At 32.5% G+C, this 12,970-nt stretch carries 11 protein-coding genes and 1 riboswitch; of the genes, 7 read left to right on the top strand and 4 right to left on the bottom strand.

The features are described 5' to 3' along the window. Positions 1-169: 169 nt before the first annotated feature. Complete coding sequence (locus tag LC076_RS10390) at positions 170-688, bottom strand: D-glycero-alpha-D-manno-heptose-1,7-bisphosphate 7-phosphatase (RefSeq protein ID WP_226668398.1); 519 nt, start codon at positions 686-688, stop codon at positions 170-172. Between the two features lie 77 nt (positions 689-765). Here LC076_RS10390 and LC076_RS10385 point away from each other — a divergent pair, with 77 nt between their 5' ends. Further along, entirely contained in the window at positions 766-2,595 is a 1,830-nt protein-coding gene (locus LC076_RS10385; RefSeq protein WP_226668395.1) for a DNA ligase D, read from the top strand. A gap of 100 nt (positions 2,596-2,695) precedes the next feature. Here the strand turns inward: LC076_RS10385 and LC076_RS10380 are convergent, their stop codons facing one another. Both LC076_RS10380 and LC076_RS10375 read right to left on the bottom strand, forming a co-directional pair. Continuing rightward, complete coding sequence (locus LC076_RS10380) at positions 2,696-5,959, bottom strand: efflux RND transporter permease subunit (protein ID WP_226668392.1); 3,264 nt, start codon at positions 5,957-5,959, stop codon at positions 2,696-2,698. A 400-nt stretch (positions 5,960-6,359) separates the two neighbouring features. Next, entirely contained in the window at positions 6,360-6,818 is a 459-nt protein-coding gene (locus LC076_RS10375) for a MarR family winged helix-turn-helix transcriptional regulator (RefSeq protein WP_226668389.1), read from the bottom strand. Between the two features lie 127 nt (positions 6,819-6,945). Here LC076_RS10375 and LC076_RS10370 point away from each other — a divergent pair, with 127 nt between their 5' ends. Next, on the top strand, positions 6,946-7,146 hold the full coding sequence (locus tag LC076_RS10370; RefSeq protein WP_226668386.1) for a DNA polymerase beta superfamily protein: 201 nt from the start codon (positions 6,946-6,948) through the stop codon (positions 7,144-7,146). 415 nt (positions 7,147-7,561) lie between these two features. Here LC076_RS10370 and LC076_RS10365 read toward each other — a convergent pair whose 3' ends face one another. Next, positions 7,562-7,741, bottom strand: coding sequence for a stress protein (locus tag LC076_RS10365; protein ID WP_226668383.1), 180 nt, complete (start codon positions 7,739-7,741; stop codon positions 7,562-7,564). Between the two features lie 173 nt (positions 7,742-7,914). Here LC076_RS10365 and LC076_RS10360 point away from each other — a divergent pair, with 173 nt between their 5' ends. The 5 genes from LC076_RS10360 (at position 7,915) to thiC (ending at position 12,829) form a co-directional block, all read left to right on the top strand. After that, positions 7,915-8,172, top strand: coding sequence for a hypothetical protein (locus LC076_RS10360; RefSeq protein ID WP_226668380.1), 258 nt, complete (start codon positions 7,915-7,917; stop codon positions 8,170-8,172). Positions 8,173-8,424: 252 nt separating this feature from the next. After that, positions 8,425-8,763 carry a MerR family transcriptional regulator gene (locus LC076_RS10355; RefSeq protein ID WP_226668377.1) on the top strand — a complete coding sequence of 113 codons (339 nt, stop codon included), beginning with the start codon at positions 8,425-8,427 and terminating at the stop codon, positions 8,761-8,763. A 559-nt stretch (positions 8,764-9,322) separates the two neighbouring features. Beyond that, positions 9,323-9,490 (top strand): aspartyl-phosphate phosphatase Spo0E family protein, encoded by a 168-nt coding sequence (locus tag LC076_RS10350; protein WP_226668375.1) that lies wholly within the window; start codon positions 9,323-9,325, stop codon positions 9,488-9,490. Between the two features lie 158 nt (positions 9,491-9,648). Beyond that, the gene (locus LC076_RS10345) at positions 9,649-10,302 is read left to right on the top strand and encodes an MOSC domain-containing protein (RefSeq protein WP_319005513.1); all 654 of its coding nucleotides are present in this window, start codon (positions 9,649-9,651) and stop codon (positions 10,300-10,302) included. A 429-nt stretch (positions 10,303-10,731) separates the two neighbouring features. Next, positions 10,732-10,847, top strand: a riboswitch (TPP riboswitch). A gap of 224 nt (positions 10,848-11,071) precedes the next feature. Continuing rightward, positions 11,072-12,829, top strand: a complete 1,758-nt coding sequence (gene thiC, locus LC076_RS10340; RefSeq protein WP_226668369.1) for a phosphomethylpyrimidine synthase ThiC — start codon at positions 11,072-11,074, stop codon at positions 12,827-12,829. The last annotated feature ends 141 nt before the right edge of the window (positions 12,830-12,970 follow it).

Here is a 12,970-nt window from a genome sequence, read left to right as displayed (position 1 = left end):
ATATTTTTTAATTTGCGAAAACGTTTGCACAAACACTAAAATAGTAAAGATTTCTGTAAGGAAATCTTTTGGAAGTTGTTGTAATCGTTTTCAGCAAATCTACATATTTAGAATATCATCTTATTTAATTGGACGCAACAAAAAAATGTAACCGTTTTTATACCATCTTTCATTTTTGAGTTATCCAAAACGCTGCTTCATATAATGATCGAAATTGAAAATCTGCCAATTCTTTTTCATCGCCAATTAGAATTGTATTTGTTCCTGCTTGCTTTCCAGCCTGTATATCAACATCCCTATCTCCAATCATAAAACTTTCATTTAAGTTTACATTGTGTTTTTTAGCTAGTTGATGAAGCATTTCAGGCTCAGGTTTACGGCATGCACATCCCGCATGTGGCTTATGGGGACAATAAATGATATCGTCAATTTTCCCTCCATATTCTTCTATATCATGCTTCATTTTTTCATGAACTTTTAGAAGCATTTCCTCCTTCATATAACCTAAACCAACACCACCTTGATTTGTTACAACAAAAACGAAATATCCAGCATCATTCAATAATTTTACAGCTTCACCGACACCTTCTAACAAGTACATTTGTTCAGGTTTATTAACAAATTTCACTCTATTACTCAACACTTCATTAATGACACCATCACGATCTAAGAACACAGCTTTATTCATTATTCACAATCTCCTTTCATGAATTCTTGCGTTTCTGTCCATATTAAAATTAATGACATTTATAAGGGTGAAAAAGAATGAAACCGATGCTACCTACTTTATATACGGAAATTCCTAAAGGATCTGAATGGGTTTACGAAACAAAGTATGATGGATTTAGAGCAATTCTAACGATGACACACAACTCCATTGATTTAACAAGTCGTAATGAAAAATCATTAAATGAGAGCTTTCCAGAAATTATCTCAGAAGCAAAAAAATTATCTGAACAGTTAAAGCCCTTTTTACCCTTATCAATTGATGGAGAAGTTACATTACTTACTTCAAAATACTTTTCTGACTTTGAGCAATTACAAATAAGAGGAAGATTTAAAAACAAAGAAAAAATTACACAAGCTTCAAAAGAACATCCTTGTAGATTTCTCGTTTTTGATCTTTTAAAAAGAGCTGGAAATAACCTTTCCTTGGAATCATTTGAGCAACGCAAAAAATTACTTTATGAATTATTTGAAACACTTGAGATACCAACAGAAATTAACCCTTTAGGTCACAATATTTTACAGTATGTTCCATATACAACGAACTATACAAATTTATGGAAAAAAATACAACTTGAAGATGGTGAAGGTATTATCGCAAAACACCTTAACAGTAAATGGGAAGGTGGGACGCGGTCTAAACAATGGATAAAAATTAAGAACTACAAAAAAGCATGTTTCTTTATTACTGGTTACGACAAGGACAATGGATATTTTCAAGTAGGAGTGTTTAACGGTGATCAAATCATTTCAGTTGGTGCCTTTTCACATGGAATATCTAGTACTGAACGTGACGCGCTAATCCATATTCTAAAAGAAAACAAAGTTTCTGAAACAACTAATTTCATTGAGATATTACCTGCCATAGTGGTTGAATTACAGTTTCTATCTCTATACAAAAACCAATTGCGTGAGCCTTCTTTTATTTCGTTTCGATTTGAAAAACAAGTTGATAATTGTACATGGGATATGTTACTTCTTTCAACAGCGCCTGTTCATAAGGAACTTTCAATCACTCATCCTGATAAACCTCTATGGGAAACAATGGATGTAAAAAAGGAGAAATTTTTAAGTTATTTATACCAAGTATCTCAACAAATGATCCCGTTTTTGGAAGATAGATTACTAACTGTTATTCGATTTCCTCATGGCATGTTTGGTGAAGCTTTTTATCAAAAAAACCGTCCAGATTATGCACCAGATTTTATCAAATCAGAAGTCAATGAAGATATTGATTATATTATTTGTAATGATCTTTCAACATTACTTTGGCTAGGTAATCAATTAGCTTTTGAGTATCATGTTCCTTTTCAAACAATTGATACTGATCATCCAATCGAAATTGTTTTTGATCTTGATCCTCCATCAAAAGAATACTTTTCTCTAGCTATTAAAGCTGCGATAGAAATGAAAAAAGTTTTTGATAAGTTTGAACTAATGACATATCCAAAGCTTTCTGGAAACAAAGGATTGCAAATTCATATACCCATTTCCAAAAATTCATTGTCATATGATGAAACTAGGGTATTCACGTCATTTATTGCTGAATATCTTGTTACAAGTTTCCCTGAAGATTTTACGACTGAAAGAATGAAAAAAAATCGTGGCAACCGACTTTATGTTGATTATATTCAGCATGCAGAAGGTAAAACTATTATTGCTCCATATTCACTACGAGGAAAAAAAGAAGGTGCCTATATCGCAGCTCCTTTATTTTGGGAAGAAATTAACGATTTAGTATCTGTTGAAGATTTTACTATAGAACATGTACTAAAAAGAATAAATACGATTGGATGTCCATTTAAAGAATATTTTACAACACCTCAAGATCATACACTAAAAACAATCATTAGTGGACTAGATCATTAAGAAAACCACAAGAAAAGAAGTTGTTTTTGCCTTCATATCTTATTTTTCTTGTAATCTGAGCAAAAAGGGTTTGACCTTATTTTTGGTCAAACCCTTTTTGTTACTTTTTATCTTTTACAATATCAATAATTTGTTCAAGCATAGAAACCATGTCTTGCTTTTCAAATTTGGATGTAGATTCAGGTGGTGCGGGTAGTTTTTCGTTTTCCTCGTTTACAATTCTTTTATTATCTTCTTCCTTTATTAGCTTATCTTCTAATAAATATGCTGGGATGAGCTGACCATCTGGTGTAACATATTTCTTATTCATTCTTCTTGTTTCTTTATCAAATAAACTGTATACGATTGGGATAACAAATAGAGTTAAAAAGGTACTCGTTATTAAACCACCAATAACAGTTAACCCCATAGGTCTGTTAATTTCTGTTCCCTCTCCTAACCCCAACGCTAAAGGAATTAAACCCAATATTGTTGTTAAAGCGGTCATTAATATTGGTCTAAATCTTACTTTCACCGATTCCACTAAAGCTTCAAAGGTTTTGAATCCTTGTGATTTCTTTTGATTAATATAATCGACAATTACAATTGCATTGTTTACCACAATACCGGCTAAAACAATGATTCCAATGACAACGGTTAAGCTAATTGGTGAATTGGTTATAACAAGTGCAATTCCTACACCAATAATCATTAGAGGAATAGTGAACATAATTACTAATGGATACTTAAATGACTCGAATTGTGCTGCCATGACGATGTAAATAAAGATAATAGCTAGAACAAATGCTAAAATCATATCATCTAATGAAGATTCTAGAAGTTCTCTGTCTCCACCAAATGTTACTTCTGTGTCCTCGGCTAAATCTAAATCCTCTATTTTTTCATCAACTAAACTAGAAATTTCACCTAGATTTGTGGTGTTATTAAATCGCAAATTATATTGAACAGCTAACTGCTTATCAATCCGTTGAATAGAGACAGGTCCTTCACCTACCTCAACCACTGCCACTTCCCCTAACTCCACAAAATCGTTATCAGGCTTTTTGATCAGAAGCTTTTTCAGAGCATCAATATTTTCCTTAACTGATTCTTCATAACGGACATTGACCATATATATTTCATTATTCTCATCATTCGTCATTTGAATGGCATCAGTACCACGTGTTACATCATTAACAACCATTCCGATTTGAGCAGGAGTTAAACCATTATTAAGAGCTTTTTCACGATCTACTTTAATTTGAATTTCTTCAATCGTTTCTTTCATATCATTACTTAATTCTTCTACATCGTCTAATTCTAGAAGTGCTTCATCAATTAGACTTAGGGATTCTTTCAATCTTTGTTCATTCGTATCTTTCACATTAAATGTTAATGTGTTTGGACTAGAACCTGTAGAAGATTGAGTGTTAAATGATAATTCAGCTGTTTTGTTAACAGAATTTGCTTCTTTTTCAAATGATTTTTTTATATCATCAATAAAGTCAAAGGTAGAAATATCACGGTTATCTAATTCTTTCATTTTCACATAGATTTCAGCAATATTTGTACTACCAGTTCCTCGGAATGACTCTTCTTGAGTAGATCCAATTAAACTGACATATAACTCTACATTCTCTTCATCATCAAGTTCATTCTCGAGTGCTTCAACAACTTCACTTGTTTCAGAGAGTGCTGTTCCATTATCTAATTCCACATCAATTGTGAAAAAGCCTTCATCTGTATTTGGTAAAAAGACTGATCCAACACGCGATAAACCGTATAAGCTGCTAACAAAAACTAAAAGTGTCAAAATTAAAACGAGAGCTCTGTTTCGTAAAGCCAATCTTATTGCCCCATCTAGTGATTTCATAAATGATGATTCACGACGAATTTTCTCTTTATTTTCATTTGGTTTTTTCAATAATTGACTTGCTAACATCGGAACAATTGTTAACGCAACAAATAATGAAGCAAATAAACTAAATGCAATGGTTAAAGCGAATTCTTTAAATAAATCTCCAATAATCCCTGAAATAAAAACAACTGGAATAAAAACAGCGACTGTAGTTAAGGTTGAAGCAATAATTGCAGGGCCCATTTCTTTTGCCCCTTCATATGCAGCATCCTTCGGGTTTTTCCCCATTGATAGATGTCGATATATATTTTCAATAACAACGATCGAATTATCAACAAGCATACCAATACCAAGTGCCAATCCACCTAAAGTCATTATATTTAAGGTGAAATCCGAAAAATACATGAGCACAAACGTCACAATAACTGAATACGGAATAGCAACTCCAATGATTAGTGGGCTTTTTATACTTCTTAAGAAGATAAAAAGAATAAGCATGGCAAGAATCCCACCAATAATTAGCGTATTAACCATGTTACCAATTGCTTGATCAACATATTCGCCTTGATCAAAAATAATGTCTGAACTAATTGATTCATATCTTTCTTCTTTTAGTATTTCAGCCAGCTTTTCTTGAAATGCATCTGAAACGGCTGCTGTATTGGCATCAGACTGCTGCAACACACTTACTAGCAATGAAGCTTCTTGGTTTGCGCGAGTAATTGTGTTCGACTTTTGTGGTGTAATATTCACCTTAGCTACATCATTTAATGTAATATCTTCTCCATTTGCCGGATTCTTTTTCACAACAATACTTTTTAACACATCAAGCGAATCAATCGTACTAATGACTCTTGTTGTTAATTGTTTTCCTTCTGTGACTACAGTGTCTCCCGGTGTTGTTACTGAATTAGCTCTTATAACATCAACAATCTCTGATTGGCTTATTGTAAAGTCTTTAAGCTTATCTTGATTGAGGATCACACTTACCTCATCTGTAACCAGTCCGGATAGATTAACACTCGCAACCCCCTCCGTTTTGGTTAACTCCTGCTCTAATTCTTCTGCAAGCACCTGAAGTTGTTCAGCACTTTCAGATGATGTTAACGAAAGCTGGATAATCGGGAATTGTGATGGATCAAATTTCAAAAAACGTGGATCTCCGGCATCATCTGGTAATGGTGCATCCTCCATTTTCGTTCTAATTTCATCTTGAACATCTTCTATATTTGTCGTCCATGTAAATTGCATAAGAACTAAGCTTGCATTTTCCTGTGATGTCGAAGTGATTGTGTCGATGCCTTGGACAGTTGATAACGCTTCTTCTAAAGGTTTTGAAACCTTCTCTACGACCTCGTTCGGCCCTGCTCCTTGATAATTTGTAACAACTACTCCAATAGGTGGATTAATTTCTGGAATTAGTTTTAACGGTATATTAATTACTGAAACGGCTCCTAGTATAAATACAAGTAACATCGTTACAATGGTAAAAACAGGTCTTCTTATAGAAAATTTACTGATTTTCATTAGGTAACCCCTCTCAAAACTTTTAAATATCGGCTTTTTTACTGTACATCATGACAGACACATTCATTTTTTGATATATCAATGAATCACTGAGAGTGTATCAATGCTAAAAATATGTACATTTTCTCTTGTTTTAATGGAATTTGTCTTTTCTGTTCTTTTCGATAATAAAGTTTATAAAGACCATTTTCAAGTTTTAACATGTTTTTTATTCTTCATTCAAAACACATATCACTAGCATATCTTTCAGAAAAATGGAATACAATAAAACTGCTCATCTACTACTTCCTCAAATTTTTATTAAATAGCACGTAGTTTTAGGCTTAAAAAATAGAAACTAAAAAAGTGACCCAATAAATTATGAGTCACTCAACTTTCGTATATTCTTTTAATCTAGTATTTATCTAAACAATAAATGTTGTGAATGAATACCAGCCTTCTTTAAAAGCGCTTTCAATTCTGCTTGTTCTGAAGAAGACAAACCCGAAAAAGCTCGAGCAATTCGAATCGCGTGAATTGGGTATACTTGATCTAAGTATTCTTGTCCTTTTTCTGTTAACTTAGCATATATTGATCGTTTATCTTTAGGATCTTGTTCACGATAAATATAACCATTTTTTTCAAGCTTATCGATTACATATGTGACATTCCCACTAACCAATAAAAGCCGTGAGCCGATTTGCTGAAGTTTTTGTGGCCCCCTTGTAAATAATAATTCTAAAACAGCAAATTCCGTAGGATTAAAGCCATGCTCCTTACTATCACGTATCGAATGCTCAGAAATGCTTTTAAACGCTCTAGCAAATACACGAAACAAATCTAATGCATTCTGTAACTCTTCCTCATTATAAGATCTCATACCATCGCCCTCTTAAATACGTCATTAATAATAAAATTATTTTGAAAATTTTCCACACATTGTTAATTTTACTATTCTTTTCTCAAAATTTAAAGGCTATAAGTAAGAAAAATTGTGAGAATATTAAATGTTATCTATATTGGAGGGTATTTCAACGGAAACAAAGATTTTAAGAAGATTAAAACAACTTAAAGAAAAATATAAAATAAAAATTTTATTTGCATGTGAAGTTGGTAGTAGAGCATGGGGATTAGCTTCACCTAATAGCGACTTTGATGTTCGTTTCGTCTATGTACATCCTAAAAAATTAATGTCTACAACTTTATGAAGGAAAAGATGTTATAGAACGTACTTTTGACGAAGATAACCTTGAAATGAATGGATGGGAGTTAAAAATAGCATTAAAATGACTGAACAAATCTAACCCTTCACTTATGAATTATTGAACATGAAAACATCCCACCTCTAGGAGATAGGATGCTTTTTTTCCATTTCATCGAAGATAAGAATATTGAGGAACAAACAGAGCTATTATTAACACAGAAGCAAAAAGGAGTGAAACAATTTTCTTCTTCTTTATTAAGCCTTATATTCAACTAACTTTAAAAGAAATAGAAGATTGTTCAGGAAAAGTAAAGAGAAGTACATATAACATTACAGAGCAGCTAACTAAGTTTTTTATTGAATCCATTCAATAGGGGTATAAAAGCAATTGTCTACCTCTCTTAATGTCATTTTCTATTTTATGATGTGCTTTTACGTTTTAATTTGGGTACATTATGATAAAAATAGTTGTATTCATTTTTTAATTCTGTAAGTGTCATATTATTCATAACTTGTTTATTATAAATACCTAGTGCTAATAACTTCTGAGAATAATATTTCCTTTGTTCTTCAAGTGCATTCTGTAACATTTTACTCATGGCGTTCAACTCCATTTTAAATTTTAGTTACCTTTAATTTACTTCATAATTGTTATGTGACGATTAACGGAATGTAAAGATTCTCTATCATGTTATTAAATTTATTTAAATTTGATTAAGCTATTGTAATATTGTCAAAACTAATTTCAACTTGATTAGGAGTTGAAATGTTAATGATAAAAGTAATAGCTATGAAAGAGAACCAAACAAATATGACTGTTTATTACCTAAACCAAAGTGAACCAAAAGCTTTTCAACTTTATATGACTAAACTTACTTCTAAAGGAATAGAACTTCTGGCAAACTACAATATCGAAAAAAATCAATTTGAAGAAGTTACTTTATTATTTTCACAGGGATATTTAAAACAACTTTTCATTCAATTGAATATGCAAACATTATCTAACTCGAAAAAAGCCAACGTTTTGTAAGTCTTCCTCATCAATCAATTATTACCCAAAATTTCTACTTTTTATTCCTTTGATACTTAACTCAATTTCAAAAAATCCTTCAAAGTTATTTTATAATGCCTATCAGTATAATTCATGTCTTCTGTCACAATTCCTAACATTGAAATATTAAGTCAAAACTTTACTTGTTAGATTTTCTAACAATGTATATGTCATTTTTAACAAATCAAGATATACTTGTATAAATAGTTCATTTATAAGGGGTGGAACTAAATGAATCATCAAGACCGCTCTTACAAAGATAAGAAGGTCATCTCGATTGGAACAGTTAGTGAGCTAACAGGATTAACATTAAGACAAATCCGATATTATGAAGAAAGAAAATTAATTGCTCCCTATCGAAATGAACGTGGTACTAGAAAGTATTCATTTTTGGACATTGAAACACTAATGGATATTGCAGATAAACGAGAGGACGGTGTTCAAACAACTGAAATTCTTAAAGAAATGAAGTTAAAAGAAAAACAACGCGAAAGTGATGCAGAAGTTAGAAAAAAAATGTTAAGAGGACAGCTTAATGCTCAGTTTAACATCGGTCGTGGAAGAAATTAAAGGCTCTTTTCTGAACGATTGTTGCTATGTTACCAAGGTTTGGAGTGGAAACAGTGGTTTTTCCCTATAGGAATATTATTTATGAAGAAAAGATGCCACTAGACTTAATACATTGCTGATTGCTTCAGGTATTTAAAAGTAACAAAGTTTGCGAAAACAGCCAAATTAAAAAAGGACAACGAATTTAGGTAGGAATTGAGGGAGCAATATACCCTCAATTCCTATTTGTCATTCGACTTCTTAACAAATTGATTAACTTTAGCTTCACTAAAGTTACACCCAAAGTAAGTATATTAATGTAGTACTTTTACTATATTTCTAACACCCTCCCACTTAACTCATCATTTTTTCCCCAATCAATATGGAAATCTATTAACGTCACGAACACTAAATAAGCCCAATTCTTTATACAAGTTTACTAAATATAGTGTTTTTCCACTTTTTTCTATAAATATCCATAAAAAAATCCCCTTTACCCCTTTACAATATAAGAAAATATACGATAATAGAATTAATAGGATTATTTTACCTAGTAATGCTTAAATGCGAGGTGTTCAATATGAAATCAATAGATACAGTTATCGAAGAATACCGCAATAAATTATTTACAATAGCAAAAGAAGATGGCCTCGACTCGCATCGAACATTGATTGCTAGCCAACACTTAGATGAATTACTTAACTTAAAAATGAATGAAAGTCAACATCATGTAATGGAAGAAAAATAAAAAGAGATAAAACGACTACCTTCCTCGGTTAATGATAAAAATATAGCAACAAAATGAAGAGACACTCTCAATAATACGAAAACATATCTTTTCTAGATGATTCGTAACTTTTGAGGACGTCTCTATTTTTAATGATTTTTTCCACCCTAAAAAAGGAAGTGAACAAATTGACCTATCAATTGAAATGGCTTAGTAAAGGTGAACCTACAACTCTTTCTTACAAAGGTAAAGAATTTCGCTCAGGCATTAGTAAAGATCAAGTTGATTTTATTGAAGTAACACGAAAAGGTGTATATGGTGATGATGTACAAAACCATGAATATCACGGTGGGACAGAACGTGTTCTTTGTGTTTACCCTTTTGAGCATTATACATATTGGGAAAACATCTATGAATCCACCCTTCCAAAGGCTGCATTTGGCGAGAATCTAACTGTAACTGGGATGAAAGAAATTGATATATGCATTGGTGATATATTCCAAATTGGAGATACTATGTTACAGGTATCTCAAGGTCGCTTTCCATGCTCTACGATAAACAAGTATACGAAAATAAATACACTACTTAATAATATTGTTAAATATGGTTATACTGGCTATTTCTTCAGAGTCCTTGAGGAAGGGATAATCAGAAGTGATTCAAAAATCAAATTAGTAGAAAAGCACTATAAAGGAATTTCAGTCGCAACAATCCATCATACATATTTTCATAACCGACAGGACTTCTCGCAAATCGATGAAATCCTTTCACTTGAAGAATTATCAACCGAATGGATCGAGCGTTTTGAGAAGCTCGATAGAAAACAAACTTAACAGCTTGGCATACTGGTGTATTCTTTATGGCTCATTTCCTCATACTTGCTGTAAATTAAAAAATTTATAGGAAGTAATGAATTCGTTCCATTTCGCTCTAGACACAAGATTTTTCGGGAAAGATGCCTTACCTTATCGACTTTGCCTGTCAATGGTTCTTTCCCAGTGTTTACCGCTGAAAAACAACTATATTTGTATTGAAAAAGAACTATATAAACACACAATTGCTTTCATAGTTAGATATTATGTTTGGAAGTAATTTCATAAAAGTGATTTTTTCTCATTGGATATATATTATCAAATTAAGAACAAAATTCTTTGATAGTTTGGATGAAATAAAGAAACAAAGCACACATCATAAATTGGAAAATATAAGTTGACTTGTATATGAATTGTGTTATTATGAAACTAATTCAAATGAAAATTACCAATTTCTACTAGGGGAGTCCATTAGCTTGGACTGAGAGAAGAACGCGTTTGAAGTTCTTTGACCCTTTGAACCTGATCTGGATGATACCAGCGTAGGGAAGTAGCAACAATTGTAGTTAGGCGACCTTTAATACTCCCTACTTACAATTTTTACCTACATCTCTTTAACGGGTTCTGAAATTCAGAACCCGTTTTTATTTTGCCTTCCAATTCTCTGTTATCTGAAAGATTATGAATCTTTTTATAGTGCTCAAATCTAAAAGATTCTTGCTTTAGAAACGAATAATAGACATTTGAATTTTTTTAAAAAAACGAACAGTTAAATTGAGGAGGAATAAAGATGAAGATTACAATAAAAAAGCCATTTCCAGGAAGTAAAAAAGTTTATATTCAAGGAAGCACCCCTGATATTTTAGTACCTACAAGAGAAATTTCTCAAGAAGTGACAAAAAATACATATAGCGAAGAAGTAAATCCACCCATCCAAGTTTATGACACGAGTGGACCTTATACTGATGTTACAGCGGAAATTGATATACGAAAAGGACTACCTAGAGTAAGAGAGAATTGGATTCTTAGTCGCGATGATGTCGAACAATATGAAGGTCGTTCAGTAAAACCTGAAGATAACGGCTACAAATCAGAAGGTAAAAAATCAAATTTAGAAGTATTCCCTTCACATATGATAAAACCTTTAGTTGCAAAATCAGGAAAAAGAGTGACACAGCTTCATTATGCACGAAAAGGAATCATCACTCCCGAAATGGAATTTATAGCTATTAGAGAACAAATGGATCCAGAATTTGTTAGAAAAGAGGTTGCGGCAGGACGAGCGATTATTCCTTCTAATATTAATCATCCTGAAAGTGAACCTATGATTATAGGTAAAAACTTTCACGTGAAAATTAATGCTAATATTGGAAATTCTGCTGTCTCTTCGTCAATTGAAGAAGAAGTAGAGAAAATGACTTGGGCAACTCGTTGGGGTGCAGACAACATTATGGACTTATCAACTGGGAAAGACATTCATACAACAAGAGAATGGATCATTAGAAACTCTCCTGTACCTGTTGGCACTGTTCCAATTTATCAAGCACTAGAAAAAGTAAATGGAATTGCCGAAGATTTAACTTGGGAAATATATCGTGATACGTTAATCGAACAAGCTGAACAAGGTGTGGATTATTTCACAATTCATGCAGGAGTTCTTTTAAGATACATCCCACTAACTGTGAATCGTATGACAGGCATTGTATCACGCGGTGGGTCGATTATGGCTCAATGGTGTTTAGCACATCATGAAGAAAGTTTCCTTTATACTCATTTTCATGAGATTTGTGAAATTTTAGCAAAATATGATATTACAATTTCTCTTGGTGATGGATTACGACCTGGTTCAATTGCTGACGCAAATGATGAGGCACAGTTTGCAGAGTTAGAAACATTAGGAGAATTAACAGAAATTGCATGGAAATATGATGTTCAAGTAATGATTGAAGGTCCTGGACATGTTCCGATGCATTTAATTAAAGAAAATGTTGATAAACAACAACAAGTTTGTAAAGAAGCTCCATTTTATACATTAGGACCTTTAACTACAGATATAGCTCCAGGATATGATCATATTACATCTGCTATAGGTGCAGCAATGATTGGTTGGTTCGGAACTGCTATGTTATGTTATGTCACTCCAAAAGAACATCTTGGCCTCCCTAATAAAGAAGACGTTCGTGAAGGTGTTATTGCTTATAAAATTGCAGCACATGCTGCAGATCTAGCAAAAGGACATCCAGGTGCACAAAATCGGGATGATGCACTTTCAAAAGCACGCTTTGAATTTAGATGGCACGACCAGTTCAACTTATCTCTTGATCCTGAAAGAGCAAGAGAGTACCATGATGAAACATTACCTGCAGAAGGAGCAAAAACAGCACATTTCTGTTCAATGTGTGGTCCAAAGTTTTGTTCTATGCGAATATCCCATGATATAAGAAAAACGGCAAAGGAAGAAGGAATTGCAGAAGAAGAATTAATTGAAAAAGGAATGCAGGAAAAAGCCTTGGAATTTATTGAAGCTGGATCAAAAATATATAAGTAAAGGTAGGTTAGCTAGAGAAATGGAGGCTGAAATGGTAACCCCCTCCTCCATTTCTTACTTAATGCACTATGCTAAGAATCAAGGTTGATTGTCACTTTATTATTCAGCTGATTTGAAAATATAAGATAAAGACTTTATCCA

Origin of the sequence: Metabacillus litoralis (assembly GCF_020524045.1) — a bacterium.
GTDB classification, from domain to species: Bacteria; Bacillota; Bacilli; order Bacillales; family Bacillaceae; genus Metabacillus; species Metabacillus litoralis_C.
Note: the sequence above shows the minus strand (reverse complement) of the source record. Positions and strands in the feature narration are given on the sequence as shown.

Bases quoted from the DNA above. Each gene is read 5' to 3' on its own strand.
- LC076_RS10375 (WP_226668389.1), bottom strand. From the start codon at position 6,818: ATGAGATCTTATAATGAGGAAGAGTTACAGAATGCATTAGATTTGTTT.
- LC076_RS10350 (WP_226668375.1), top strand. From the start codon at position 9,323: ATGAAATCAATAGATACAGTTATCGAAGAATACCGCAATAAATTATTT.
- LC076_RS10360 (WP_226668380.1), top strand. From the start codon at position 7,915: ATGATAAAAGTAATAGCTATGAAAGAGAACCAAACAAATATGACTGTT.
- LC076_RS10365 (WP_226668383.1), bottom strand. From the start codon at position 7,741: ATGAGTAAAATGTTACAGAATGCACTTGAAGAACAAAGGAAATATTAT.
- LC076_RS10370 (WP_226668386.1), top strand. From the start codon at position 6,946: ATGTTATCTATATTGGAGGGTATTTCAACGGAAACAAAGATTTTAAGA.
- LC076_RS10355 (WP_226668377.1), top strand. From the start codon at position 8,425: ATGAATCATCAAGACCGCTCTTACAAAGATAAGAAGGTCATCTCGATT.
- LC076_RS10390 (WP_226668398.1), bottom strand. From the start codon at position 688: ATGAATAAAGCTGTGTTCTTAGATCGTGATGGTGTCATTAATGAAGTG.
- LC076_RS10385 (WP_226668395.1), top strand. From the start codon at position 766: ATGAAACCGATGCTACCTACTTTATATACGGAAATTCCTAAAGGATCT.
- LC076_RS10380 (WP_226668392.1), bottom strand. From the start codon at position 5,959: ATGAAAATCAGTAAATTTTCTATAAGAAGACCTGTTTTTACCATTGTA.
- thiC (WP_226668369.1), top strand. From the start codon at position 11,072: ATGAAGATTACAATAAAAAAGCCATTTCCAGGAAGTAAAAAAGTTTAT.